This window comes from Streptomyces sp. NPDC093510 (genome assembly GCF_040683555.1).
GTDB lineage: Bacteria > Actinomycetota > Actinomycetes > Streptomycetales > Streptomycetaceae > Streptomyces.
The window spans coordinates 47,105-70,998 of sequence record NZ_JBFBEE010000038.1 but is presented as its reverse complement, the minus strand read 5'-3'; the positions used below and the strand labels follow the sequence as shown (position 1 = coordinate 70,998).

Annotated in this window: 24 protein-coding genes and 1 pseudogene; 16 read left to right on the top strand and 9 right to left on the bottom strand. The window is 69.8% G+C overall.

The window, feature by feature from the left end:
- Window positions 1-1,024, top strand: a 1,024-nt coding sequence (locus AB0N81_RS38635) for an SbcC/MukB-like Walker B domain-containing protein (RefSeq protein WP_365366998.1), incomplete at its 5' end; no start/stop codon positions are given.
- Window positions 1,025-1,064: 40 nt separating this feature from the next.
- On the opposite strand, the gene AB0N81_RS38630 is transcribed toward AB0N81_RS38635, so the two are convergent.
- The gene (locus AB0N81_RS38630) at window positions 1,065-1,919 is read right to left on the bottom strand and encodes a helix-turn-helix domain-containing protein (protein WP_365366996.1); all 855 of its coding nucleotides are present in this window, start codon (window positions 1,917-1,919) and stop codon (window positions 1,065-1,067) included.
- Window positions 1,920-1,925: 6 nt separating this feature from the next.
- Here AB0N81_RS38630 and AB0N81_RS38625 point away from each other — a divergent pair, with 6 nt between their 5' ends.
- Together AB0N81_RS38625 and AB0N81_RS38620 are read left to right on the top strand one after the other, a co-directional pair.
- A complete protein-coding gene (locus AB0N81_RS38625) occupies window positions 1,926-2,297 on the top strand; it encodes a MauE/DoxX family redox-associated membrane protein (RefSeq protein ID WP_365366994.1) in 372 nt (123 codons plus the stop codon).
- Between the two features lie 74 nt (window positions 2,298-2,371).
- Window positions 2,372-3,514 (top strand): FAD-dependent oxidoreductase, encoded by a 1,143-nt coding sequence (locus AB0N81_RS38620; RefSeq protein WP_365366992.1) that lies wholly within the window; start codon window positions 2,372-2,374, stop codon window positions 3,512-3,514.
- A 176-nt stretch (window positions 3,515-3,690) separates the two neighbouring features.
- Here AB0N81_RS38620 and AB0N81_RS38615 read toward each other — a convergent pair whose 3' ends face one another.
- Both AB0N81_RS38615 and AB0N81_RS38610 read right to left on the bottom strand, forming a co-directional pair.
- The gene (locus AB0N81_RS38615) at window positions 3,691-4,125 is read right to left on the bottom strand and encodes a VOC family protein (RefSeq protein ID WP_365366990.1); all 435 of its coding nucleotides are present in this window, start codon (window positions 4,123-4,125) and stop codon (window positions 3,691-3,693) included.
- Between the two features lie 181 nt (window positions 4,126-4,306).
- On the bottom strand, window positions 4,307-4,513 hold the full coding sequence (locus tag AB0N81_RS38610; RefSeq protein ID WP_365366988.1) for a hypothetical protein: 207 nt from the start codon (window positions 4,511-4,513) through the stop codon (window positions 4,307-4,309).
- 175 nt (window positions 4,514-4,688) lie between these two features.
- On the opposite strand from AB0N81_RS38610, the gene AB0N81_RS38605 reads away from it, so the two are divergent.
- Complete coding sequence (locus AB0N81_RS38605; RefSeq protein ID WP_365366986.1) at window positions 4,689-5,414, top strand: GAF and ANTAR domain-containing protein; 726 nt, start codon at window positions 4,689-4,691, stop codon at window positions 5,412-5,414.
- Window positions 5,415-5,594: 180 nt separating this feature from the next.
- Here the strand turns inward: AB0N81_RS38605 and AB0N81_RS38600 are convergent, their stop codons facing one another.
- Window positions 5,595-5,954, bottom strand: coding sequence for a peptidoglycan-binding domain-containing protein (locus AB0N81_RS38600; protein WP_365366984.1), 360 nt, complete (start codon window positions 5,952-5,954; stop codon window positions 5,595-5,597).
- 236 nt (window positions 5,955-6,190) lie between these two features.
- A complete protein-coding gene (locus tag AB0N81_RS38595; RefSeq protein ID WP_365367006.1) occupies window positions 6,191-6,778 on the bottom strand; it encodes a hypothetical protein in 588 nt (195 codons plus the stop codon).
- Here AB0N81_RS38595 and AB0N81_RS38590 point away from each other — a divergent pair.
- The 10 genes and pseudogenes from AB0N81_RS38590 to AB0N81_RS38545 all read left to right on the top strand — a co-directional run bounded on the left by AB0N81_RS38590 (window position 6,677) and on the right by AB0N81_RS38545 (window position 18,091).
- Window positions 6,677-7,117 (top strand): transposase family protein, encoded by a 441-nt coding sequence (locus tag AB0N81_RS38590; RefSeq protein ID WP_365367004.1) that lies wholly within the window; start codon window positions 6,677-6,679, stop codon window positions 7,115-7,117. The two genes, AB0N81_RS38595 and AB0N81_RS38590, sit on opposite strands and share 102 nt — an antisense overlap.
- 343 nt (window positions 7,118-7,460) lie before the next feature.
- A complete protein-coding gene (locus AB0N81_RS38585; protein WP_365366981.1) occupies window positions 7,461-9,374 on the top strand; it encodes a twitch domain-containing radical SAM protein in 1,914 nt (637 codons plus the stop codon).
- Window positions 9,375-9,425: 51 nt separating this feature from the next.
- Window positions 9,426-9,998 carry a hypothetical protein gene (locus AB0N81_RS38580; protein WP_365366979.1) on the top strand — a complete coding sequence of 191 codons (573 nt, stop codon included), beginning with the start codon at window positions 9,426-9,428 and terminating at the stop codon, window positions 9,996-9,998.
- A 42-nt stretch (window positions 9,999-10,040) separates the two neighbouring features.
- Window positions 10,041-10,907 carry a hypothetical protein gene (locus AB0N81_RS38575; protein ID WP_365366977.1) on the top strand — a complete coding sequence of 289 codons (867 nt, stop codon included), beginning with the start codon at window positions 10,041-10,043 and terminating at the stop codon, window positions 10,905-10,907.
- A gap of 70 nt (window positions 10,908-10,977) precedes the next feature.
- Complete coding sequence (locus AB0N81_RS38570) at window positions 10,978-11,892, top strand: DUF6734 family protein (RefSeq protein WP_365366975.1); 915 nt, start codon at window positions 10,978-10,980, stop codon at window positions 11,890-11,892.
- 381 nt (window positions 11,893-12,273) lie between these two features.
- Window positions 12,274-12,878, top strand: a pseudogene (locus tag AB0N81_RS38565) (dihydrofolate reductase family protein).
- 438 nt (window positions 12,879-13,316) lie between these two features.
- Window positions 13,317-14,018 carry a class I SAM-dependent methyltransferase gene (locus tag AB0N81_RS38560; protein WP_365366973.1) on the top strand — a complete coding sequence of 234 codons (702 nt, stop codon included), beginning with the start codon at window positions 13,317-13,319 and terminating at the stop codon, window positions 14,016-14,018.
- 484 nt (window positions 14,019-14,502) lie between these two features.
- Window positions 14,503-15,693: an AAA family ATPase gene (locus tag AB0N81_RS38555; protein WP_365366971.1), complete on the top strand. Its 1,191-nt coding sequence runs from the start codon at window positions 14,503-14,505 to the stop codon at window positions 15,691-15,693.
- A gap of 44 nt (window positions 15,694-15,737) precedes the next feature.
- On the top strand, window positions 15,738-17,192 hold the full coding sequence (locus AB0N81_RS38550; protein WP_365366969.1) for a VWA domain-containing protein: 1,455 nt from the start codon (window positions 15,738-15,740) through the stop codon (window positions 17,190-17,192).
- A gap of 98 nt (window positions 17,193-17,290) precedes the next feature.
- A complete protein-coding gene (locus tag AB0N81_RS38545) occupies window positions 17,291-18,091 on the top strand; it encodes an SAM-dependent methyltransferase (RefSeq protein ID WP_365366967.1) in 801 nt (266 codons plus the stop codon).
- Between the two features lie 13 nt (window positions 18,092-18,104).
- Here the strand turns inward: AB0N81_RS38545 and AB0N81_RS38540 are convergent, their stop codons facing one another.
- Together AB0N81_RS38540 and AB0N81_RS38535 are read right to left on the bottom strand one after the other, a co-directional pair.
- A complete protein-coding gene (locus tag AB0N81_RS38540; protein WP_365366965.1) occupies window positions 18,105-18,551 on the bottom strand; it encodes an Lrp/AsnC family transcriptional regulator in 447 nt (148 codons plus the stop codon).
- Between the two features lie 81 nt (window positions 18,552-18,632).
- Window positions 18,633-19,370: a trypsin-like serine protease gene (locus AB0N81_RS38535; RefSeq protein ID WP_365366963.1), complete on the bottom strand. Its 738-nt coding sequence runs from the start codon at window positions 19,368-19,370 to the stop codon at window positions 18,633-18,635.
- A 434-nt stretch (window positions 19,371-19,804) separates the two neighbouring features.
- Here AB0N81_RS38535 and AB0N81_RS38530 point away from each other — a divergent pair, with 434 nt between their 5' ends.
- Both AB0N81_RS38530 and AB0N81_RS38525 read left to right on the top strand, forming a co-directional pair.
- The gene (locus AB0N81_RS38530) at window positions 19,805-20,281 is read left to right on the top strand and encodes a rhodanese-like domain-containing protein (protein ID WP_365366961.1); all 477 of its coding nucleotides are present in this window, start codon (window positions 19,805-19,807) and stop codon (window positions 20,279-20,281) included.
- 145 nt (window positions 20,282-20,426) lie between these two features.
- Window positions 20,427-21,272, top strand: a complete 846-nt coding sequence (locus AB0N81_RS38525) for an SDR family oxidoreductase (RefSeq protein WP_365366959.1) — start codon at window positions 20,427-20,429, stop codon at window positions 21,270-21,272.
- Here the strand turns inward: AB0N81_RS38525 and AB0N81_RS38520 are convergent.
- Both AB0N81_RS38520 and AB0N81_RS38515 read right to left on the bottom strand, forming a co-directional pair.
- Complete coding sequence (locus tag AB0N81_RS38520) at window positions 21,269-22,159, bottom strand: ATP-grasp domain-containing protein (protein ID WP_365366956.1); 891 nt, start codon at window positions 22,157-22,159, stop codon at window positions 21,269-21,271. The genes AB0N81_RS38525 and AB0N81_RS38520 overlap by 4 nt on opposite strands.
- Window positions 22,156-23,874: a DUF885 domain-containing protein gene (locus AB0N81_RS38515; RefSeq protein ID WP_365366954.1), complete on the bottom strand. Its 1,719-nt coding sequence runs from the start codon at window positions 23,872-23,874 to the stop codon at window positions 22,156-22,158. The genes AB0N81_RS38520 and AB0N81_RS38515 overlap by 4 nt, the downstream gene beginning before the upstream one ends.
- Between the last annotated feature and the right edge of the window lie 20 nt (window positions 23,875-23,894).

Genomic DNA, 23,894 nt, shown 5'->3' with positions numbered 1-23,894 from the left:
CGGCGACACTTCCGGTGGCGCCGCGCGCGCGGCCCAGCTGGAGCGGCAGGCCGCGCTGCTCACCGAGGCCGCCGACGCCGCCCGCGCCGCGGCCGACACCGCCGAGCGCCTCAAGGACGCCGACGCGCGACTCGCCGACGCGGCCTTCCGCGCCGGGTTCGACACGCCGACAGCCGCGGCGGCGGCCCTGCTCGACGACGCCCGGTACCGCGAGATCCAGCACCGCATCGACGCCTGGCGCAATGAAGAGGCGGCGGTGCGCTCCGTTTTTGCCGAACCCGAGACGGCCGCCGCCGCACAGCGGCCGCCGGCCGACCTCCCGGCCGCGCAAACCGCGGCCGAGGCCGCGGCCCGACGCCTGCGCGACGCCGCCTCGGCGCGGGACGCCGCCGCCCGGCGCTGTGCCGAACTGGACCGGCTCTCCGCCCGCTCGGCCGCCGGGACGCGCAGGCTGGCACCGCTGCGCGACGCGTACGACCGGGTGGCCCGGCTGGCCGGCCTCGCCGCGGGCACCTCGGCGGACAACGAACGCCGGATGCGGCTGGAGTCTTATGTGCTCGCCGCCCGCCTGGAACAAGTGGCCGCCGCCGCGACGGTGCGGCTGCGGCGCATGTCGTCCGGGCGCTACACCCTGGTGCACTCCGACGACCGCACGGGACGCGGCCGTTCGGGCCTCGGCCTGCATGTGGTCGACGCCTGGACGGGCCGTGAACGCGACACGGCGACCCTGTCGGGCGGCGAGACGTTCTTCGCCTCGCTCGCGCTCGCCCTGGGCCTCGCCGACGTGGTCACCGACGAGGCGGGCGGCGTCCGCCTCGACACCCTCTTCATCGACGAGGGCTTCGGCTCCCTCGACGACCAGACCCTCGACGAGGTCCTGGACGTCCTGGACTCCCTGCGCGAACGGGACCGCAGCGTCGGCATCGTCAGCCACGTCGCGGATCTGCGACGACGGGTGCACGCGCAGCTGGAGGTGGTGAAGGGGCGCGCCGGGTCGACGGTGCGGCAGCGGGGCGGGCTCTGAGGACTCAGACCCTCGATTTTAGGTTCGCGGGCCCCGCGGGTCAGGGCGCCTCGGACCGCGATCCCTGGAGTGAGCACTCCTCGCAGCGTGCGGAGCACAGGGTGGCCTCCCCCTGTGTTTGGGGCTTTCCGCGGGCGCGGCAGTCCGCTCCATTCTTGGGGCGCAGAGAGGCAGGCGTACGCCCGACGAAGTCCCGCGCAGTACGGGTGAGGTGGGCCTGGTCGGCGAAGCCTGCGGTAGCTGCGGCCAGGGCGGCAGTCGAGTCCGGCAAGTGAGCGATCGCGGTGCGGAGCCGACCCCATCGGCGCAAACGCGCAAGTGTAATACCCACGTCCTGCTGGACCAGGGCGCGCAGCCGCGGGGCCGACAGGCCGGCCTCGATGGCGATGGAGGTGATGGGCATGTCCGGATCGCGCAACGTACACAGGCGGACAGCGTGGGCGACTCTCGGATCGAGCAGGGATGGGCGCCCGGCGAGTGTCCGCAGCTCGGCGTATCCGGCGGCCAGGTCCACGCAGGTGCCGGGGCCGTCGGAATCGGTGGCGCCGAGCGCAGTGAGCAAGCGGCGGACCTCGCCTGAACCGAGCCGTATCGGCCCCGGGCGGGAGGGCAGCAGCCAGGAGTCGATGAACAGGGCGATGTAGGGCGAGGTCGCCGCGCAGGCGTGGGCCAGCTGGGGCGGAACGATCAGTCCGGGCGCCGCCACCATGGGCCGACCCGGCTGCAGGAGTTCGGCGTGACCGCCGATCGGCAGCACGGCTTTCCACGCGGGCAGCCGGTGTTGGACGACGCGGAGCGGGCGGGACTCGGCGAACATCGTCGCCTCGGGGCTGGAGGCGAAAACGATGCGGCGATCGTTTTGTTCAAGTGCCCAGGCACGAGGTGAATCGATCATCGTGCCATGCACGCTATCGCTTCCGTTGCCTTGGCGGTGTTCCTGATCGTCACGGGGGTCGCGCATTTTCTGGCCCCCGGCTACTTCCGCACGCTGATACCCGCATGCCTCCGCCGGGAGCGGCTCCTCGTTGCCGCCAGTGGGGCGGCGGAGGTCGTGGTCGGTGCGCTGGTGCTGGTTCCGTGCGGCAGACGGGCCGGGGGCTGGGCCGCCGCCGTCCTGATCACCTGTTACTTGGTGTCCCATGTGGACGCGCTGCGCCGCGCGCGCCCGGACCGGCCCCGGCTGCTGGAGCGGCCGGTCGGTGCGGTGGCTCGGCTGGTGACAAACGTCCTGTACATCGCCTGGGCGGTTGCCGTGGCCAGGTCCGCGTCCTGACGCCGATGCGCGGCGGGCGACCGATTGTCCAAGGCGGCGCAGAAGCCGCCCGTAGTCACAGAGGAAGTCATGCCATGAGTCATCGCCTTGTCGTCGTGGGCGCCGGTTACGCCGGTCTGCTGGCGGCCAAGCGCCTCGCCCGCAAGCTGCGCCGCAGTGATGTCACCGTCACGCTGGTCAACGCCTCGGACCGGTTCGTCGAACGGGTCCGGCTCCATCAGCTGGCCGCCGGGCAGCGATTGGCGGCGCTGCCGTTGCGTCAACAGCTCGGCGGAGCATCGGTCCAGCTGGTCGTCGGACGCGTGACCGCGATCGACACCACTGGCCGGACCGTGTGTATGGACACCATGCCCCGAGTGATCGGCTACGACACCCTTGTGTACGCGCTGGGCAGCCGGGCGCGGCTCGACGATGTCCCGGGGGCGGTCGAGCACGCGTACGCTGTCGCCGATCCTGAGCAGGCAACACGGTTGCGGCACAGGGTTGCCGAGATCGCGTCAGGCGGCACCGTCGCGGTGGTCGGCGCAGGGCTGACCGGGCTGGAAACCGCCTCGGAACTGGCCGAAAGTTACCCCGAACTGCGCGTCCGGCTGTTCACCGATGCCGATGACGTGGGGTCCGGGCTCGCGCCGCGCGCCCGGACCCACCTGCGGCGCGCTCTCGACCGGCTGGGCGTCTCGATTCATCCCAGGACTCTTGTCGCGGCGGTGCGCAAGGACGGCTTGGACACCCGCGACGGCGCGTCGTTCGCCGCTGACGCCGTCGTGTGGACCACTGGGTTCCAGGCACCGGAACTGGCGCGTGCAGCAGGGCTCGCGACGGATGAGAGCGGGCGGATGCTCGTCGACGCCACCCTGCGCTCGATCTCGCACCCTGAGGTGTACGCCGTCGGCGACGCGGCCGCCGCGGTGGCGGTGGGCGGAACGCCGAGCCGAATGTCCTGCCAGGCAGCCCTGCCCATGGGCCGGGGTGTGGCCGACGTCGTTGCAGCTCGGCTGACGGGCCGGGAACCCGGGCCCGTTCGGATCGGTTACACCTTCACCAACATCAGCCTCGGCCGGCGTGACGGTGTCGTCCAGTTCACCCACGCCGACGACCGCCCGCGCAGGCTCGTCCTGACAGGACGAGCCGCGGCGGCCTTCAAGGAGGCTGTCGTGCGAAGCACAGTACGGTCCGGGCGGCGTGGCGAGCCGGGCAGTGACGAGTGGGACTCCTGAGCCAATCCGTCTACCGCAGGGACGACAAGGCAGTACGCCGACACCCACCCCCCCCGTTAGACCAGCGCAAATTCCGTCTCCCACGGATACACACAGGGCCTCGCAGCTACAACTCACCTGTCGCTGCGAGGCCCTGACGCAGGCCCAACTCGTTGCATCCTCGTGAAAACAGGGACTCAGTCGAGGCAGAACTCGTTGCCCTCAAGATCCTGCATCACAATGCAGGACTCGTTCTCGCCGTCGGCACGCATCGTTCGCACATGTACCGCGCCGAGCGCGACCAGTCGTGCGCACTCGGCCTCAAGTGTGGCAAGGCGCTCCTCACCCACGAGCCCGATACCGGCCCGCACATCGAGATGCAGCCGGTTCTTGACGACCTTGCCTTCGGGAACTCGCTGAAAGAGCAGACGCGGGCCCACACCCGAAGGATCACTGCACGCAAAGTAGATCACCTGCTCCTCGGGCGGCAGCGAGCGGTGGTACTCCTCCCACGTGGCAAAGCCCTCCGGGACCGTAGGTACGACGTATCCGAGCACCTCACACCAGAAAGCGGCGAGGCGCACAGGCTCCGCGCAGTCGAAGGTCACTTGCAACTGCTTGATTGTTGACATCGGCGCACCCTACCAAGGGTGCCCCTCTGCCCCTCTGCCCCTTTCCTCGGTGGATCCCCATGCCCCCCGAGGCCACGCCAGGCGCCGGGGCAGCGGCTGCCGTACCCACATCAGGCGAGCAGAACGACTCCGCCGACCTCACCGGAGAGACGCTGATGACGACTCCACCGGCCACGCGGAACTACTGGACCTTGTTCCCCCGCTGCGAGAAGAACGACCCCGGGCCGTCATACCGGCCCTGCTCCAGTGCCTCGGCGACATCATCGCGCAGCACCCAGATCTTCTTGCGGGGCCGCACCCTTGCCCCCTGCTCCGCCTCCAGTGCAGCGAGCTCCTCCGCGTCGAGCTGCCGACCACGCGAGCCCGGCGGCGACGCCAGCGACTCCACGAACCCCCCGGGCCAGATCGGCGGGCCGTATGGGCCGTATGGGCCGTATGGGCCGTATGGGCCGTGAGGGGGCGCGGGGCTTCCTATCTATGGCCGCCGTGGGGGTCTACGCTTGTTTGTACTGGTCAACGATCGGGTGTCATGCCCGCCGACCAGGCAGGAATGGGAGCTGGGCATGGATGTGCGGCAGGACACCAGGGCTTGGAGGCGCGTCGTCGAGGTCGCCAGTGGCGCCGACCGTCCGGTGGCGTTGCCGTCCGCTGTGACGGCGTGTGCCGACGATGTGGGCGCGGATGGCCTGGGGGTCAGCCTGATCACCTCGGGCCGGATCAGGACCGTGGCATATGCCGCTGACGAGCGCAGCCACCAGCTGGAGGACGCGCAGCTCGTGGCGGGGGAAGGCCCGTGCACCGAGGCCTACCTGCAACGCAGGATCGTGGAAGCGGACGTACAGCCTGACTCCCGGCAGTGGCCGGTCTTTTCGCGGACGGCCGGAGAACTGGGCATCCGCTGCGTAGTGGCCGTGCCGCTACTGGTCGGCAACAACGTCCCGGTCGGCGCCATGGACATCTACCACACCACCTCGCGCCCCCTCAGCGCAGCGGATCGAGCCAGGCTCGAGGCCTACGCCCGGGTCCTCGCGCTGCTGGTCCTGGACGCCCATCCCGTACTGATCGGCTGGAGACAAGCAGCCCCGGAGGCGGGCCCCGTGGGCTATCCGCCGATCGTGCACCAAGCAGCCGGCGTGGCCGCCGAAGCCAGCAACGTCACCGTCTCCGAAGCCCTGGCCCGCATGCGCGCCCACGCCTTCAGCCAGCAACAACTCCTCAAGGACATCGCCCGCGACATCCTCACCGGACAGCTACGCCTTGAGGAAGACCGAGACACCCCTCCCAGCTAGCGTTTCACCCCACCCTGTGACGGCCGACGCATTAGACAGGGGGTGCGGCGGGTAATGGGGAGGGATGTCGCACCGTTCGGCCGGACGGTGGGCGTTCATGATCCACGACCAGGATCATCCGCCCCGTCGGCAGGCCGTTAGAGGCGGGTGCTGTGCGCGTGAATGAAGTTGATCAACGTTCTACTTTCCGTAGGCGAGTTCGTGCAGGAGGTTCCAGCCCCGGCGGCCGATCGCCGGATCAGTGGGGCGGCCCGTGGCGAACAGGTTGTGCTTGCGGTTGAAGGCGGCGGCGGCCTCCTGCGTCTGAGGCCCGTACGCGTCGGCCAGCGGCACCGACCGGTCGAGCCAACCGGCGTCCTTCAGTGCCTTCTGGAGACTGCGCGCAGACGGTGCCGAGCGGCCCGGAGCAAGACCCTCCGGAAAGGGAGGAGCAGCATAGGGGCCGCCGCTCGACTTCCCCGGAATGGTGAGCTTCTGCCCCGCCTTGATCACGAACGGCTTCTTGATCCTGTTGGCCTGCCTGGGCGAGAACTTCCCCACGGACGTCGAGCTTCTTGCCGATCCCGGACAGCGTGTCGCCGCTCTTGACCACGTAGGTCGACGAGCCCGCGAACGAGCCCCCCGTCGAGCCACTGCTCGAACCTCCGCCGGACGGCTTCGACTTCAGCCGGGCAGTCACGCGCTCGCGCAGCGCCGTGCGCTCAGCAGAGCGCCGCCGCCCGAGGTGCACGGTGCCGTCCTCGGCGATCATGCCGTGACACAGCGGGCCCGGCAGATTATGGGTTCTCCACCCCGGCCGCTCCACCACATGCACGCCTTCGGCGCGCAGCGCGGCACAGCACCGGCGAGACGAACGAGCTGAACACCGGCCGACGCGTCGCCATCGCCTGCGCCTGATCCTCGCGGCGCTGCTGCTCCGTGCGCTCCAGGCTCTGATCCACCTCGGCCCGCAACGCGCCAAGACCCGTCTCAAGATGGGTGATTCGCTGCTCTACACCGCGTCGATCCGCCCGGTACACGTCCTCGGTCACGACGTGATCAAGGCGAGCTGCCAGCCGAGCGAGGTCCCCGCGAAGGTCCTCTCGTAGCTGCGAGACGGCTCGGTGCAGCTCCCAGAGCGTCGGCTCGGCGCTGGGAGGCATGGACACCGCGATCACTCCTGAGTGGCCGCACCGCCATGTGGCGTCGGCTGGGTCGCCGTTCCGGCCTGTGATGAACACGTCGACGAAATAGTCCCGTTGTGGCACGAGCGGCACCAGGCTGTGCTTGCGCCGCGCCCTCGGCGCCGGGCGGTGGGGGCCGGGGCGAAGCACAAATTGGCCTTCGTCGACCGGCTGCCGGCCGCGCTCGTTCACCTGCGGCACGGGCTCACGCAAGATGTGCTGGCCTGCTGGTTCGGAGTGCGACCGTTGTCGGCGGCGCGTGGTCGCACCGTCGCACCGTCGCCCCCGGCACCAGGCTGCGTACCCTCGCCGAGGTCATCGACCAACTCGACGCGAGCGGGCAGACCGGGATCATTGACGGCGCCGAGATCCGGGTGCGCCGCCCGGCCGCACGAGGCCGGGACGGTCTTTGGAGGTGTGGCTGGGCCCTACCCGCGGGCCTCGCCCGCTGATGCGGTGTATGCCCTGCTCGGGGAGCGGGGCATACACGCCGAACAACGCGGACGGGATCAGTCCCAGCACGCACGAGGTGCGAGCTGACAGCGGGAAACTTGTGCCATGAGGATCGCGCAATCCGAATGGCGCTCCTGTTCCCAGTGTTTCCGAAGAAGAATCGAGCCATTCCGGACGTGAAAATTGTGCATTGAAGAAAAGGGAGTGAGGCGCGAGAACAGTCATCTCCCAGGCGCTGCCCGCGAGTGAGGTAGCGAAATCTGATCGCGCTTGTGACTGCGGTATGGCTGGTATAGGGCTGGTCTTCATCTGTGGGCGCTTATTGCCATGGCGGACTCTCGGATCCCTCCGAGAGAATGCCGTACGGCGAGGCTGACTCGGTTTCCCCGGCCGACCGCTGACGTTCTTCATCTGCTACCCACCGGGAGCCATGATGAGTCAGAAGCCCGAGAACAGGACTCCGCTCTGCATCGCCCCCTTCGTCTCGCTGGCCATCTGGGCCGATGGCGAGTCGGTCATCTGCTGTGAGGACAAGGGGCCGCAGGCCGGTCGCCTGGGCTTGGTCGACGACGTCTCCGGGCTGGTCAACAGTGAGAAGATGCGCACCGCCCGCCGGCAGTTCCTGCGCGGTGAGGTGCCGGAGGGCTGCCGGGCATGCCTCGACGAGGCAACGCGCCAGCCGACCGTCCACAACTACTACCAGGAAAGATTCCACTGGCCGGATGTCGCAGAGGCCTACGACGAGACGACCGGCGACGTCAGTCGGACGCAGTATCTGTTGATCGCCCTCAGCAACCTCTGCACGTACAGCTGCCGGATGTGCTTCGACAAGCTCAGCACACGGCTGAGTTCGGACCGTCACCGAATGCTGGGCGTGGAGCCGGTCGGGTACCGGCGCAATGACATCGACAAGGTCATCAGCTTCATCCGGGCGAACCCGATCCGTATCGTCACGTTCCACGGCGGCAACCCCATCAACGAGCCCCGTTTCCTGGACGTGCTGAACGAGCTGTCGGACGATGTGTCCGTGGAGATCATCTCAAACGGCTCCACGCTGACCTCAGGAAAGGTCGACATCCGCGCGCACCTGTCGCGATTCGAGCGGGTTCATTTCAACATCAGCCTGGACGGCACCCGGCGGACGACCGAATACGTGCGCATGCACAGCGACTTCGACGACGTATTCCGTCACTTCACCGAGATCAAGGCACTGTCCAACACGACCGTCAACCTGCACAATACGATCACCAACCTCAACCTGTTCGACCTGCCCGCGTACTACACGATGGTCCTGACGGGGAAGTTCGCCGACGCCGACTCGATTTCCAGCTACATCGCTACGGTGCCGGCCGTCCACCGGATCTCCACGCTGCCGCCCGAGCTCCGGCAACTGGCGCGCGAGCGTATCGAGGGCTTTCTGCACGAGCTGGGCGACGCGGGTGGGACGACGCCGTCGGACGCGTTCGACTTCAAGGCGAACAACGCGCGGGCGTACGCGCGAAATGTCCTCCACCGGATCGACTCGGTTCCCTATTCCCAGGATCTCTTCGCCGAGTTCCTGGAGCTGACCCGGAGGACCGACGCGTTCTACGGCGTCGATCCGCTGCCGGAGTACAGCGATTACCTCGCGGCCGGCGCGGCCGGCGCGTCCGGCTCATCGGGGCCGCCCCCGGCGAGGCCCTCACCCTCGCCCTCATCCTCATCCGCTTCCCAGCCTGTCGCTCCCGACGAGGTGGCGGCGAAGGGAGTCGTCGTGTCGCACACTGCCCCCGAGCCCGCCGAGAGCCCCCAGGCCCTCGCGGGCCCCTGCCCGTACATCGGCCAGCGCGGATTCCGGGTGTCCGAGTGCATTTTCGCTTGGAACGCCGCGTACTTCCAGAACTGCACCGCTGTCACGGTACGCATCCAGCTCAACCCCGACGCGGGAATCACCGCCGCCACCATGGCGACACTGCGTACGACGTGGGAGACCGGCATCGAGAACAAGTGGAGTAACCACTTCGTCTGCGCCGGGCCCTACGGCAGCTCTGTCATCACCGTTGACGTGCAGTGGGTAACCTCCAGCCCTCACCACGTCGTCCGGGTGCGACAGGGCCCTGCCCAGACCGATATGACGACGTGGGACACGTCCGACACCGGCGACGTCGCCGCGCACGAGTTCGGCCACATGCTCGGCAATCCGGACGAGTACTCCGATACCCGCTGCCCGAACCGTAACCCCGTCAACACGGGAACGGTCATGGACAACAACGTCGGATCGGCGCTGCAGCGCCACGTCAACCGGATCTGTGTCTCGGCTCCGCTCACGGCCGAGGCCTTCTCGATCGGCCTGGATCTCATCTAGGTCCGCCCGCTTCACGACCAGGACGAGGACGAGGACGAGGACGAGGACGACATGAGGGTAACCATCGAATCCTTTACGCGGCCCGATGTCGAGCGTATGAGGGCCGCGGTCGCACGGCTGGCCGACGGCCCGACGGGCGATCAAGAGGGCGCTGCCGCCGACGACGTGACGATCGACCTGTACATCTCCGGCGGCTGCCCAGGACAACGGGTCGATTTCCGGGCTTCGGTCCCTTCCAGGGGTGAGGCCGCGGTGACCCATGTGGACGAGCTGCGAGACGTCGACGAACGGTTCTCGGAGGTGGTTCGCTCCGAGGAACTGGCGGCCCTTGCGCGGAACTTGAACGTCGAGTCCTTGATGGAGCTCCCGTCGAACGCGGACGAGGGGTACGTGCCGGACTCGCTCGTCGGTTCGGTCGCCATCACGTCGGCGAACGCCCGGATCACGTTGTGGTTCCCCCTTGAGGACGAGGATCCCCCGGAGGGCGATGAGGTGGCGATGAGGATCGACCGGGGGCAGGTTCCCTTCGTGTTGCGCGCCTCGATGGCTCCCCCGAGCGTCCGCCCGGCCTTTGCCCAGTTGGCGGAGGTCGTCAACCGGCTCACCGGCCGCCCTCAGCTCTGACGCCGGATGAAGGCCATCCACGTCAACTCCACCGTGCCATCCGTGCCGTACCTGGGGAGGCTGAAGGGCCCCGACGGCTACGAGGTGGAGGACTTCGAACTCCTCACGACCATCCTCTCGGCGGCCGCCTGGCGCCGCTTCAACGGCCCGATCAAGCTGTACACCGACCGCGTCGGGGAGGCGTACTACCGGCGCCTCGGGATGACGGAGCTGTGGGAGGGCGGAATCGACACGGACGTGCTGGAGTCGCTGCCCGCCTCCATCAACCACGACGTGTTCTGGACGGCCGGACGCGTCGCGGCCCTCCGGGCGGAGGCGGCACCCTTCGTCTCGCTGGACACGGACCTTGTCGTCTGGGGAGCGATCGACCCTCTGATCACCTCGGAGTTCATGGCACTGCACCAGGAGCCCCTGCACCACGGTGTGTACAGACCCCGGTGCGAGCTGAGTACGCCCAACGGTTACGTCTGGGAGGAGTGGGACTGGGAGGCGTCCCCGTGCAACGCCTCGCTGACCTACTACGCGGCTGACCGGCTCACCGAGATGTTCCATGCCAAGGCGATGGAGTTCATCCTGGGGAACCCGATCCGGCGGGAGGCCGAGAGCCGTGTTCCGGTCCATGACGTGTTCGTGGCCCAGCGGCTGCTTCCGATGTGCGCGCTGAGGCTGGGGGTGCGACCGGCGTACTTCCTCGACTGGCCCAGGCCCGAGCTCAACAGCGAGACGATGGCCGACGGTGCAAGGAACCAACTGGTCACCCACGTCTGGGCCTACAAGGACGAGCTCAAGAGCGGCCCGGACTGCCGGGAGTCATTCTGTCGGCGGTGCGTGGCCCGGATCCGCCGCGACTACCCCGAACTCGTGGGAATGCTGCGTCACATGCCCAGCATCCGGAGGTACCTGTCGTGAGGGGGTCACTGTCCGCGGGCCATGGCCGTACGCAGGGCCGTGGGCCGGGGCACGGTGGAAGGGAGCGGCTGTGAAGGCGATCCATGTCGTTTCCACCCGGCCGGCCACGAATTACTACGTCTCGCGAGCCAAAGGGTCCCCATACCGGCAGGAAGACTTCGAGATCCTCACGACGGTCCTGTCGGCGCTGGAGTGGCGTCGGCACAATGGAGTGATCCGGCTCTATACGGATCCTCCGGGTCAGGAGTTCTACGACCGGCTCGGACTTCTGGACCTCTGGGACGGCGGGGTCGATGCCCGGCTCCTGGAGTCGGCGTCTCAGACGATCAACGGCGGCGTCTTCTGGTCCTTTGGCAAGATCGTGGCTCTGCGGCAGGAGGCAGCGCCGTGCTGCGTCATGGACATCGACCTCATCGTCTGGCACGGCATCCGGCAGCTCGTCACCGCGGAAGTGATGAGCCTGCACGAGGAGTCACTCGGCTTCGCCGCTTACGTCGGTCGGGACCGCCTCGTCGCACCACCCGGATTCGACTGGAGCGGCCTTGACTGGTCGGTCGCTCCTTGCAGCGCCGCGCTGCTTGTCTTCACCAAAGACGCGTTCAAGAATGAATACGCCGACCGGGCGCTGTCGTTCATGGCGGGCAACCCGGTCCGGTCGGAGCCCGACGGGTCGGTGCCCGCACACCCGATCTTCGCGGAGCAGCGGCTGCTGCCTATGTGCGCAAAGGCGAGCGGCGTGCGCATCGGTTCGTTCCTACGTGACTACACGGGGGGCGAGCTGTGGTCCGGACGGAAGAACAAGTCGTTCACCCACCTGTGGAACGCAAAGTCCCTCCTGCACAACAACCCGAGGAAGAGAAGGGAACTCTGCGCACGGTACGCCCACAGAGTGCGACGGGACTACCCGGAAGTCGCGAAGGTACTCGCGAGGTCCGAGCTCCTACAGGAACACTTTCGAACGGCTGACGGCCCGCCGCCGCCGTAGCGCCGGGGCCACCACACTGCGTCCCGTGCGCTCGTTCAGAGTGCGGGGGCGCAGTGCGATCACGTCGATGGGATCGAGGAGGTGGACCGACCGTTGCGGCGAGCACGCCGAGCGGCTTGACGGCGGCGCTCACAGGACGGTGGCGGTGATGTGGATCTGGCCGTGGTGAGCACAGTGCAGCGCGCAGTCCGGCGAGTACAGCACCGGAATTCTGCGTGCATAGCGCAATCACGTAGGGCCCCAGGCCCTCCGACGCGGTGCCGCTCCGCCGACCTGATCGGCTGTAGCGTCATGGGCTTTCTCGTCACTCCACAGCGCGACCGATGAGTTTGTTGCTCCCGGCCGGTCCAAGCTTGTGACACCCCAGGAAAGGACATCACCATGTCGGAGCTTCTCGTCGACTTCATCACCTCGCTCGACGGCTACGCATCGGGAGAGGGGTGGCCCGGGTTCTGGGGCCTCGAGGGCCCGGAGTACCTCGCATGGCTCGGGAAGCAGCCCGAGGCCACCTACCTGATGGGAGCGAACACCTACCGCCTGATGTCGGGCTTCGCCGCAGGCCAGGTCCCGAATGGCCAAGACGAGTTCAGGCCCGAGGAAGAGGCGTCCGTCGACGAGCTCACGCAAGCGTCCAAGGTGGTGTTCTCCTCCTCACTCGAGGAGCCACTGACGTGGGCCAACTCCAAGCTCGTCCACGACGACGCCGTCGAGGCGGTCCGCGCCATGAAGTCGAGTGGCTCGGGGCTCCTCAGCACGATCGGCAGCCTCAGCCTGTGCCGGTCCCTGCTACGAGCCGGACTCGTCGACCGCTTCCGGGTCGTGATGTTCCCGGTGATCACCGGGGCCACGGGCGAGGAACGCATCTACGACGGCTATCCGGACGTTGCTCTCGAGATGGTCGAGCACCGCACCTTCGACGGCCGCATCCAGCTGGTCGAGTACAAGCCCGCGTGCTCGAGCACCCGCCGCTCGGCGCCCCTGCGTGAGGCCGCCCCGCCCGCCGGTGCGGACGGCCGCCAGGCCGTTGACACCGCAGCAGAACAGGCACGGAGCCTGTGATCATGTTGGTGTCGGAGCCGGCTGATCACGCAGAGGTCCCGTTTCTGACCGCGCTGAGCGGGACGTATCCGTCCGGTGTCCGACTTGAACTCGGCGAAGAGATGGTCCCGCTTGGCCCGGGGATGGGTGGTCCCGCTTGGCCCGGGGACGTCCGTAGGCGTCGTCGGGCCAACCAGCGTCAATGAGCCGGGAGTTGCGCGTGCGGTAGGAAGCCGAGCGCGGAACGCCGCTTGAGTGCACTGTCCCTGCCCGGTTCGACCGTGAGGCAGCGGAGCGGAGCGGAGCCTGAGGGCCCACACCTGGAGGTGTTGCCGGATCGGCAACAGGACTGGCGCGTTCTGGGGGTCGTGAACGACGGTGGGGCCATGACCGACAACCTCGCAACCGACGACAGTGCAGCAGGATCTCCTACGTCAGACATCTCGTCGTTGCCAGTCGGCGGGTACATCGGAGACCCCGCCGTACGCGACGAGTGGGACAACCTGTACGCCGAGCGGCAGCAGCTGTGGAGCGGCAACCCCAACGGAGTACTGGTCGCCGAGGCCGCCGGGCTCACACCCGCACGCGCGCTCGACGTCGGCTGCGGTGAGGGCGCGGACGCCATCTGGCTCGCACGCGGCGGCTGGGACGTGACCGCGCTCGAGGTTTCGGGCGTGGCGCTGGAGCGGGCCGTCACGCATGCGCGGGACGCCGGCGTCACCGTTCGCTGGGTCCACGCCGCGCTGACAGAGGCGCCGCTCCCGCGAGCCTCCTTCGACCTGGTCTCCGCGCAGTACCCGGCGCTGCTGCGCACCCCCGACGCCGCAGCCGAGCGCGCACTGCTCGATGCCGTCGCACCCGGCGGCGTACTGCTGCTCGTCCACCACGCGGGGATGGACGCCCATCAGCCCGAACAGGACAGCGCCTTCGACCCCGCCGACTACGTCTGGCCCTCGATGGTCGCGGCGCTCCTCGACGACGACTGGCAGGTCGAGGTGGACGAGGAGCGCCCCCGGGCGGCACCCGACGGGGGCGCGGGCGCGCACCACACCGACGACGTGGTGCTGCGCGCGCGACGCCTGCGCTGAACCGGCGGTGGCGGGTCCGGTCCCGCACACGACTGAACATCTCCGGCCACATTTCAGCCGATGTCGAGTGCACAGGGCGCAACGGCACGTCCACGCCCGGGAGCTGAGTGCGATTCGCGCCCTTTTCCCATCGCTTGCGGAGGGGATGGTTCCATACCGTGTCGTGCTGACCCTGCCCCTGTCCCTGCTGTCGGCCGCGGGCGCCTCTGCGGCCGACGACTCAGGCTCGGCGTGGGACAAGGACGGGCCCAACTTCACCGTGTCCGCGGTGAAAGTGGGGGCTAAAAGCCCGCAGCACCGCAGGCCGAGCGCGAGCCCTCGGACGAGGTCGCGGCCTGGCGCGCACAGCAGAAGAAGCGCGCCGCTCATCGTCTCTGTTGCGGTAGTTGTCGCCATGGTCTTCTATGGCCGCTCGAAGAGGAATCGTTGAGGGGGCGTCACCGCCGGCGCCCCCGGGCTGCTGCACAGGCAAGGGGCTGAAGAGTTGGGCGCGCAGGACACGGCCAAGAGGCTGCGGGTGATCACCGGCGAGTTGTCGGACCGCTTCTACGAGCGGGACGACGTGGTGCGGACGCTGGTGGTGACGCTTCTGGCCGGTCAGCACTCGTTGGTGCTCGGCCCGCCAGGGACGGCCAAGTCCGAGCTGGCGCGCGAACTCACGGGCAGGGTCGACGGGGCGTCGTACTGGGAGATCCTCCTGTCGAAGTTCACCGCGCCGACGAGGATGTTCGGGCCCGTCGACGTCGCCGCGCTGGCCCGCGGCGAGTACCGCCAGGTCTACGACGGCCGCGCCACGACCGCGCACATCGCGTTCATCGACGAGATATTCAAGTGCTCCACGGCGGCGCTGAACGAGACACTGGGCTACCTCAACGAGCGGATCTACCACCCCGAGAGCGGCGGTGAGCCGATCCGCTGCCCCCTGATCGGGGCCATCACGGCGAGCAACGAACTGCCCGGCGGAGACGGTACGGCCGCGATATACGACCGGCTGCTGGTGCGGGTGGAGGTCGGATACCTAGAGGACCCCTCGAACTTCGCCGCGCTGGTCCGCTCCGCCGTCAGCCGCCCGCAGGCGCCGGCACGGACGACCGTCGAGCTGGCCGACTTGCAGCAGGCCGTGACCGAAGCCGTCCCGGCCGTCGAGGTGCCCGACGGGATCGTGGACGCGGTGTGCACGCTGCGGGCAGCCCTGCGCCGCAAGGAACTCATCGCCTCGGACCGCCGCTGGCGGCAGGCGGTGGGCCTGCTCCAGGCGTCCGCGTACCTGGACGGCCGCACGGCGGTCGGCGAGATCGACCTGTCGGTGCTCACCCATGTGCTGTGGGACTCGCCCGCCCAGCGCCCCATCGTGGAGCGCGAGGTGCTGCACCTGATCAACCCCGACGCCAAGGAGGCGCTCGACCTGGCCGACACCATCGACGAGCTGGAGACCCAACTCGACGCCATGGCAGGGCAGTCCCGGGAGGCGCTGAGCGAGTGGGTCATCAAGAAGGCCCACAACAAGCTCGCCATGGCCGGCAAGCGGCTGGAGAGGCTGCGCGAGGAGGCGGCCCTCGCCGGCCGTTCCACCGCCACCGTCGACCGGGTCACCGGCCGCCAGCGGGCCGTCCGCGCGCGCGTCCTCACCGAAGCCCTCGGCATGGACGCGAGCACAGTGCAGGCCCAGCTCTGAACACCGGGGGACCGGCCTCCTCGGGGCGACACGTCACGCACACCGTGCACACCACGGCCGTGGTCGCGGACCGGTTCGACCGGATCACCTGGCGCGACACCTACGAGCAGTCGGCGGGCCTGCGCGAGCTCGCCGAGGAGCTCAACGAGCGGTACGCCCACGCCACCGACCTGCTGGCCGACGTGTTCCTGGCCGCCTACAAAGCCGCCCCGAGGGTGCGCGAACGCGCGGAGATCGACCTCGGCCGACTGGTCAACCACCAGGTCATCTCCGCCCTGGTGGACTCATCGGACTTCACCGACCTGCGCCGGGAGACGGCCGGAGACCCCTACGCCGCCGCCATGGCCGTACTCGCCCAGGCGACCGCGCTGCGCCGGATCCTCGAGCGCTCCCGCGAAGCCCAGGAACAGGCCGAGCGGGCGGAGAAAGATCAGGCGCAGACCGGAGGGGAGGCCGCAGAGACCGCTGACGCCGCAAAGACCGCCGAGGCCGCCGCACGGCAGTCCGCCCAGAAAGCCGCGCAGGCCCTCGGCGCCGCGGCCCCCGGCATCCGGGCCGCCGTCCGGAACGCGGTGACGAAGGCCGCGAAGGCCGCACGGGAGGAAGCCTCCCTGATGCGGGCGTGGGGCGTCGGCCCCGGCGAGCTGGAGCGCATGCCGTTCGACCGGCGTGCCCGTCTCGCCGAGCGGCTGCGCACCAGCCGTCTCGCCCAGTGGGCCGAACTGATCGGTCGCTTCCGGCAGATGGCCGACGGCGAGCGCGCCCGCAAGGTGGAGAACGCCACCGGGGAACTGGTTGGCGTCACGCTCGGCAACGACCTCTCCCGCATCGTCCCCTCCGAGCTGGCCAACCTCGGACTGCCCGGGCTGCGTGCGGTGTTCGCCGCGCGCTACGCCGCCGGGGAACTGATGCTCTTCGACAGCCAGGGGGAGCAGACCACCGGCCAGGGCGCCGTCATCGCGTGTGTCGACACCTCGCACTCCATGTACATGGAGGGGCCCGGCGGAGTCACCCGGGAGGCGTGGGCCAAGGCGTGCGCCCTGGCCCTGCTGGACCAGGCCCGCCACGCGGGGCGTGACTTCGTCGGTATCCTGTTCTCCGCCGCCGACAAGGTCCAGGTCTTCCGCTTCCCGGGCGACGCGTCCGCCGACATCGCCCAAGTGATCGACTTCGCGGAGACCTTCCTCGGCGGCGGCACCAGCTATCAGGCGCCCCTGTCGGTGGCCCGCGATCTGCTGGCGGAGGAGTTCGACGACGCCTCCCGCGCGCGCGGCGACATCGTGATGCTCACCGACGACGAATGCGGCGTCACCGAGGAGTGGATGCGCGACTGGAACGAGGCCAAACGCCTCCTGGGTTTCCGCGTCTTCGGCGTCGCCGTCGGCGCCCCGCCCGCCGCCGAGGAGGGCTCGGTCCTGGACGCCCTGTGCGACAACCTCCGCTCCGTCGAGGACCTCACCGACATCCACGCCGCCGCCGACCTGTTCCGCGTGATCTGACCCGACCTCCCCTTTCTTTGCAGGGAAGTTGATATGGGAGGCTGTCGCCAGCCGTCCGCGGGCCAGGGCGCCGCGGCGGCCGTCGAGAGGAGCGCAGTGTGAGACAGGACGGCGGCTTCCGTGCCGAGGAGATCGACACCAGCAGGCCGCACCCGGCCCGGATCTACGACTACTTGCTGGGCGGCAAGGACAACTACGACGTGGACCGCAGGGCCGGTGACGAACTCGCCGCCGCGGCGCCCGAGGTGCGGATCGGCGTGCAGGCCAACCGCGACTTCCTGCGGCGTGCCGTGCGCCACGTGGTCGGCGACGGCATCCGCCAGATCCTCGACATCGGCACCGGGCTGCCCACCTCTCCGAACGTGCACGAGACCGCCCACGAGATCGCGCCGGACGTACGCGTCGCCTACGTGGACAACGACCCGATCGTGAACACGCACGCCGGCGCGCTGCTCAGCGGCTCCGGCGCGACCAGCACCGTCCTCGGCGACCTGCGGGACCCGCGGGCCCTCCTGGACCATCCCGAGATCCGCCGCGTCATCGACTTCGACGAGCCGGTCGCCCTGTTCCTCGTCGCCATCGTCCACTTCCTCACCGACGCGGAGAAGCCCGAGCAGATCGTCGCCACCCTGCGCGACGCCCTGCCCGCCGGGAGCTACCTGGTGCTCTCGCACGCCACCGGTGACTTCGCCGACCGTCGCGACGCCGAAGCCGTCTACAGCCAGGCGACCGCCACCCTGAACCTGCGGTCCCGTTCCGAAGTGACGCGGTTCTTCGACGGCTTCGAGCTCGTGGAACCCGGACTCGCGCAGGTCCCGTTCTGGCGCCCGGACGCCCCGCCGCCCGCGGGGGCCGAGACCATCGGCATCTACGGCGGCGTGGCACGCAAGTCCGGCTGAACCACCGCCTCGGTCAGCGCCCGAGGGGCCTTCGCGGCAGCGGCGAGGAGTAGACGACGCTGGTCGTCACGGACCCCAGCGCGCCGATCCTGCCCGACACCTCTTCGAGATGCCGCATCGAGCGGGCGGCGACCTTGATGACGAAGCAGTCGTCGCCCGTGACGTGGTGCGCCTCCAGGATCTCCGGGGTCGCCTCGACCAGGTCGTGGAAGGGCTTGTAGTTGCCGTTCGGGTAGCGCAGGCGCACGAACGCGAGAATGGGCAGTCCGAGGCGGTCCGGGTCCACGACCGCCGCGTACCCCTGGATCACACCCGCCTCCTCCAGGCGCCGCACGCGTTCGGTCACGGCGCTCGCGGACATCGAGACGGCGCGCGCCAGTTCGGCGTAGCTGGCGCGGCCCTCCCGCTGGAGGACGTCGAGTATGCGCCAGTCGGTGGCGTCCGTGGAATAACCGGTCATGCCCGAGAGGTAACAGGGAAATCCCCGGCCGTTCAAGAGGCGGCCGGGGATAGTTTGTACTCCTGTCACTCCCGTCAGGCGTCAGACGCCCGCGATGCTCTGGATCCAGGAGCGGTACGCGGTCACGTTCGTGTACGCGGTCGTGGTCTGGCGGTCACTGGTGGAGGCGACGCCGACCTGCACGCCGTTGGCCATCATGGGGCCGCCCGAGTCGCCGCCCGCGGTGATGCCGTCGCCGCGCCGGGCGCAGATGGCCTGGCCCTGGTAGGCGTCGCGGCAGCCGCCGGTCACGACGACATTGGCGACCTTCAGGAGCCGGGACTGGCAGTTGATCTCCGAGCCGCACTGGGAGGTGGCTCCCCAGCCGTACACCTGCACGGTCTGGTTCACGGACACGGAACCGGGGTTGCCGAGGCGCGCGTAGGTGCCCGCCACGGAGCGGTCCAGCTGGACGAGGGACAGGTCCGAGGACGCGTGGTTCCTGACGCTGATGCCGTTGGCCGTGGTGCCGCCGGACGTCTGGTCGAGGCTGCCGATCCGGAAGGAGAGGCCGCCGCCGCTGACACAGTGCTTCGCGGTGAGGATCCAGGTCGGGGCGATGATCGTGGCGCTGCAGGTCTGCCGGCCGTTGGAGAAGAGCCTGGCGGCCCACGGCGCGTTGCTGGCGTAGCCGCCGCCGATGATCGGCTGGGGTCCGTTGCTGGACGCCACGGCCGGAGTGTCCGCGCGGGCCGCGGACTGGGCCACTGCCGTGGGGGCGAGCCCGAGGACGGCGAGTGCGGTGGCCGCGAGCGCGGGGACGAGTCTGGATATTCGCACGTTCGTCTCCATTGTGTGGGGATGAGACGTCCCGGATGAGGACGGGACCGCATAGGTATGCAGCCCTAGGGCACGCTTGGGAGGCGGGTATCTCCTGTCGCGTGCATGCCATCGCTGGCAGGGGTGAATGTGGCAGAGGAGTTGCGGGCGGCGCAAGGGGCTGGCGGCGCTTCGGTCGTGCTTCCTTTCCGGTGCGCCGTTTCGGTGGCCGGGTGCCGGATGAGGAGCCGTGGGTGAACTTGCAGCTCACTGCATGATCAAACTGCTTTCACGGCATCCAGTCAGCCAAGCAGCCCGCCGCCGGGCCTTCGGATGTGGCCGGCCGGGGAACGAGGTGCAAGGGCCGCGACCCACCGGGGATTCGACGGCGCTCCAGCGGAGACGCCGGGCATCATCCCTTCAGCCTTCCGGCGGCCGACCGTAGATTTTCCGTCATGAACAACACGCACACGCACCCGGTCCTGGGAGTCCCTGCCGCGTCCCCGGCGGCGGCCGCCGCCTACTTCGGGGCGAGCCTCGCCTTCCACGCCGACGTCTCGGACGTGGCCTCCGCCCTCGCCGCGGGAGGCGACCCGGGCTTCGTGGTCATCGACACCCGCTCCACCGCCTCCTGGGACCAGGGGCACCTCCCCGGTGCCGTGCACCTGCCCACCGCCCTCGTCCCCGAGCAGGCGGAGGTCCTCCTCGACAAGTCGGTACCGGTCGTCACGTACTGCTGGGGCCCCGGCTGCAACGGCGCGACCCGCGCGGCCCTCGCCCTCGCCCAACTGGGCTTCCAGGTCAAGGAGATGCTCGGCGGCTTCGAGTACTGGGCGCGCGAGGGCTTCGAGTTCGAGACGTGGGAGGGCCGCGAGCGCCGCACTCCCGACGCGCTCACCGCGCCGCTCGACGCCGACGACTGCGGCTGCTGACCGGACCGGACCGGACCGGCCGGACCGGAGAGGACCGGAGAGGACAGGACAGGACCGAGCCGGCCGGGCTGGCCGGGCCGGCCGGGTCGCGAGGGGCGAGAAATCCGCCTGCACACCGGAGCCCTGTCGTCCATCATGATCTGTCATGCCGCACCTGCCGCCTCCCTCGCCCGCGCAACTCCGTCGCGACCCGCTCCCGCTGCGTGGACGCACCGCGCTCGTCACCGGTGCCAGTCGGCGCGGCGGCATCGGATACGCCGTCGCCCGGCGGCTCGCCGCGTACGGCGCCGGGGTCTACCTGCACCATCACGTCCCGCACGACGCGGCGATGCCCTGGGGCGCCGACCGCCCGGAGGACGTCGTCGCAGGGGTGCGCGCAGCGCTCGGCGACCCGGACGCGCCGGTGTGCGCGGGACCGGGTGACCTCACGGAGGCCGGCGCCCCGGCCCGTCTGATCGACACGGCCGCCGACGCGCTCGGTGGCCGGATCGACATCCTTGTCGCCAACCACGCACTGAGCGGCCGCGACGGGACACTCGACGCGATCGACGCGGCGATGCTCGACGCGCACTGGGCTGTCGACACCCGCTCAGTGATCCTCCTCGTCCAGGCGTACGCCCGGCTTCGCGCGCGATCGCCTGCCCGCAGACCCGGCGGCCGTGTCGTCATGATGACGTCCGGGCAGGACATCGCGGGTGGCATGCCGGACGAGATCGCGTACAGCCTGCAGAAGGGCGCGCTGGCTTCGGCGACCCGCACGCTCGCCACAGCGCTCGCCGACCTCGCCGTCACCGTCAACTGCGTCAACCCCGGCCCCGTGGACACGGACTACCTCACCGGCGAGGCCTACGCGCAGATCGCGGCCCGGTTCCCGGCGGGCCGCTGGGGGATGCCGGACGATCCGGCCCGGCTCATCGCGTGGCTCGCCACGGATGAGGCCGAGTGGATCTCCGGACAGGTCATCGACTCCGAGGGCGGCTTCCGCCGTTAGGGCGTGGCGTCGGCCAGCGCCGTGAACAGGGCCGTGATCTGGTCGCCGACGGCACCGGTGCCTCGCGGCACTCCGCTGACCTGCCCGTCGCCGACCTCCACGACCCGCCACTGCCCGTCCTCGCGCAGCGCGAGGTCGGTCGTCACGAACCGGCAGTCCAGGGCCGCCACCGCCTCGCGCACACCGTCGAGTTCGGGCATGGGGGTGCGGTCCGGTGTGTCCGGATGTGCGGTCACCAGCAGCGGCGCGCCGTCCAGCCACCACACGCGGGCCTCGCCTCCCGCGACGAAGGGTTCATAGGCGCGTACCACCAGCCCGCCCGCGAGTGTCTCCTCCTGCAGTGTGAAGAAGCGGTCGACCACCGCGGACAGCCGCGCCCCGTCCGCCAGTTCGGGCACGAAGCACGCCTCGTCCCACTCGTGCTTGCGGGACTTGACGTAGTCCTTGACGATCCCCGGGCCGGGGCCGAGCGGCGCCACGAGCTCCGTGAGCCGCTCGGCCGGGGGCGGTGTACCGGGAGCCGCCGCGCACCAGACGCTGCGCGGCGTGAGCGAGGCCCTCTCCAACGTGGCGTACCAGCCGGGGAGTTCATGGGCGCGACCGTACGCCTCGCACCCGGTGAACAGGGCACAGTCGCGCGCCGTGAGAGCCCGCTCCAGCTCTTCGTAGCGCGCGACCTGCACCATCCATCCCCGGTACCAGTACGGCCCCGACCCGCGCGGCACCCGTGCGACGGCGCGAGCCGTTTCGCCGGCCGTCAGTGCGTCATGGTCGACGAGGGCGACCCCGGCACCCGTCGCGCGCGCGGCCGCGACCTCCGCTGCGAACTCGGGGTCGGGCCGCGCGGCGCGCAGGGGGTCGGACGGGAAGAGGAACGAGGCGCTCACAGCCCGGACAGCTCGTCCACCAGGTCGTCCAGGCCCAGCGAGCCCTGCGACAGCGCGGCCATGTGCCATGCCTTGGCGTCGAACGCGTCGCCGTGCCGCCGTCGCGCGTTCTCCCGGCCGAGCAGCCAGGCGCGCTCACCCAGCTTGTAGCCGATGGCCTGGCCCGGAATGGTGAGGTAGCGGGTCATCTCACTCGCCACGTAGTCCGTGGGGCGGCCGCAGTGCGCGTCGTAGAACTCCTGGGCGAGGTCGGGCGTCCAGCGCTCGCCGGGGCGGAACGGCGAGTCCGCGGGAATCTCCAGCTCCAGGTGCATGCCGATGTCGACGATGACCCGCAGCGCGCGCATCATCTGAGCGTCGAGATAGCCGAGCCTGCGCTCGGGGTCGGTCAGGAAGCCCAGCTCGTCCATGAGCCGCTCCGCGTACAGCGCCCAGCCCTCGACATTGGCGCTGACGAGGCCGACCGTCGCCTGGTAGCGGGAGAGGTTCTCCGCGACGTGCGCCCACTGGGCGAGCTGGAGGTGGTGGCCGGGAACGCCCTCGTGGTACCAGGTGGAGACCAGGTCGTAGACCGGGAAGCGGGTCTCGCCCATCGTCGGCAGCCAGGTGCGGCCGGGGCGTGAGAAGTCCTCGGAGGGGCCCGTGTAGTAGGGGGCCGCGGCGCCGCCCGGCGGAGCGATGTGGGATTCCACCTTCCGTACCCGCTCGGCGAGTTCGAAGTGGGTGCCGTCCAGGGCCTCGATGGCCTCGTCCATCAGTTCCTGCAGCCAGACCCGGACCTCGTCGACGCCCTCTATGTGTGCCCCGTGCTCGTCGAGATGGGCGAGCGCCACCCACGGCGTGGCCGCGCCGGGCAGGATCTTCTCGGCCTCGGTCCGCATCTCCGCGAGCAGCCGGTGGAACTCCGACCAGCCGTACGCGTACGCCTCGTCGAGGTCCAGGTCCGTGCCGTTGAACTCGCGGGAGAGGCGGGCGTAGCGCTCGCGGCCCACGATGTCGGGGGAGCCCTGGATCGCGGGCGCGTACACGTCCCGCATCCAGTCGCGCAGCGCCACCACGGACGCGGTGGCGTCCTGCGCAGCGGCGTCCAGGTCGGCGCGCAGCTTGTCGGGACCCGCCGACGCGAAGTCCTCGAACCAGCCGCGTCCGCTCGCGCCGTCACCGCCTTCCCCGGCCCACTCGGTGAGCTGCCCGATGAAGGTGGCGGTGGGGCGCGGGGGGCCGAACAGCTTGCGCTCAAGGCCGAGTTCGAGCGAGGCGCGGTAGCCCCCCATGGCGGCCGGGACGGCACGCAGCCGCTCGGCGATCGCCGCCCAGTCCTCCTCCGTCTCCATGGGGGACACGGTGAAGATCTCCCGCACCTGATGCGGCATCGTGTGCAGATTGCCGACGGAACGCAGCCCTTCCCCGGCCTCGTGCACGGCCAGCTGAGCGGTGAGCCGCTCGCGCAGCAGGCGGCCGCAGCGGCGCTCGGCCTCGCTGTCCGCGCCGGGCCGCGCCTCCGCCTCGTCCAGCCGTGCCAAGGTCGTGCGCGCCAGCCGCGCCAAGGCCTCCTGACCCTCGGGAGAGGTGTCGGGGAGCCTGCTGTTGCTCTCCTTCACGCCGAGATAGGTGCCCGTGACGGGGTCGAGGGCGACGAGCTCGTCGACGTAGGTGTCGGCGACGGCGCGCGGCAGGGGTCCGGTGTTCGGATGTGGGTTCTTCGTGGCTGACATGCGGACATCCTCGTACGAGG

What these genes read in the sequence shown, in the direction of transcription:
- AB0N81_RS38540 (WP_365366965.1), bottom strand. Translation starts at nt 18,551, where the DNA reads ATGACCGGTTATTCCACGGACGCCACCGACTGGCGCATACTCGACGTC.
- AB0N81_RS38615 (WP_365366990.1), bottom strand. Translation starts at nt 4,125, where the DNA reads ATGTCAACAATCAAGCAGTTGCAAGTGACCTTCGACTGCGCGGAGCCT.
- AB0N81_RS38530 (WP_365366961.1), top strand. Translation starts at nt 19,805, where the DNA reads ATGAACAACACGCACACGCACCCGGTCCTGGGAGTCCCTGCCGCGTCC.
- AB0N81_RS38620 (WP_365366992.1), top strand. Translation starts at nt 2,372, where the DNA reads ATGAGTCATCGCCTTGTCGTCGTGGGCGCCGGTTACGCCGGTCTGCTG.
- AB0N81_RS38580 (WP_365366979.1), top strand. Translation starts at nt 9,426, where the DNA reads ATGAGGGTAACCATCGAATCCTTTACGCGGCCCGATGTCGAGCGTATG.
- AB0N81_RS38515 (WP_365366954.1), bottom strand. Translation starts at nt 23,874, where the DNA reads ATGTCAGCCACGAAGAACCCACATCCGAACACCGGACCCCTGCCGCGC.
- AB0N81_RS38625 (WP_365366994.1), top strand. Translation starts at nt 1,926, where the DNA reads ATGCACGCTATCGCTTCCGTTGCCTTGGCGGTGTTCCTGATCGTCACG.
- AB0N81_RS38605 (WP_365366986.1), top strand. Translation starts at nt 4,689, where the DNA reads ATGGATGTGCGGCAGGACACCAGGGCTTGGAGGCGCGTCGTCGAGGTC.
- AB0N81_RS38630 (WP_365366996.1), bottom strand. Translation starts at nt 1,919, where the DNA reads ATGATCGATTCACCTCGTGCCTGGGCACTTGAACAAAACGATCGCCGC.
- AB0N81_RS38585 (WP_365366981.1), top strand. Translation starts at nt 7,461, where the DNA reads ATGATGAGTCAGAAGCCCGAGAACAGGACTCCGCTCTGCATCGCCCCC.
- AB0N81_RS38525 (WP_365366959.1), top strand. Translation starts at nt 20,427, where the DNA reads ATGCCGCACCTGCCGCCTCCCTCGCCCGCGCAACTCCGTCGCGACCCG.
- AB0N81_RS38560 (WP_365366973.1), top strand. Translation starts at nt 13,317, where the DNA reads ATGACCGACAACCTCGCAACCGACGACAGTGCAGCAGGATCTCCTACG.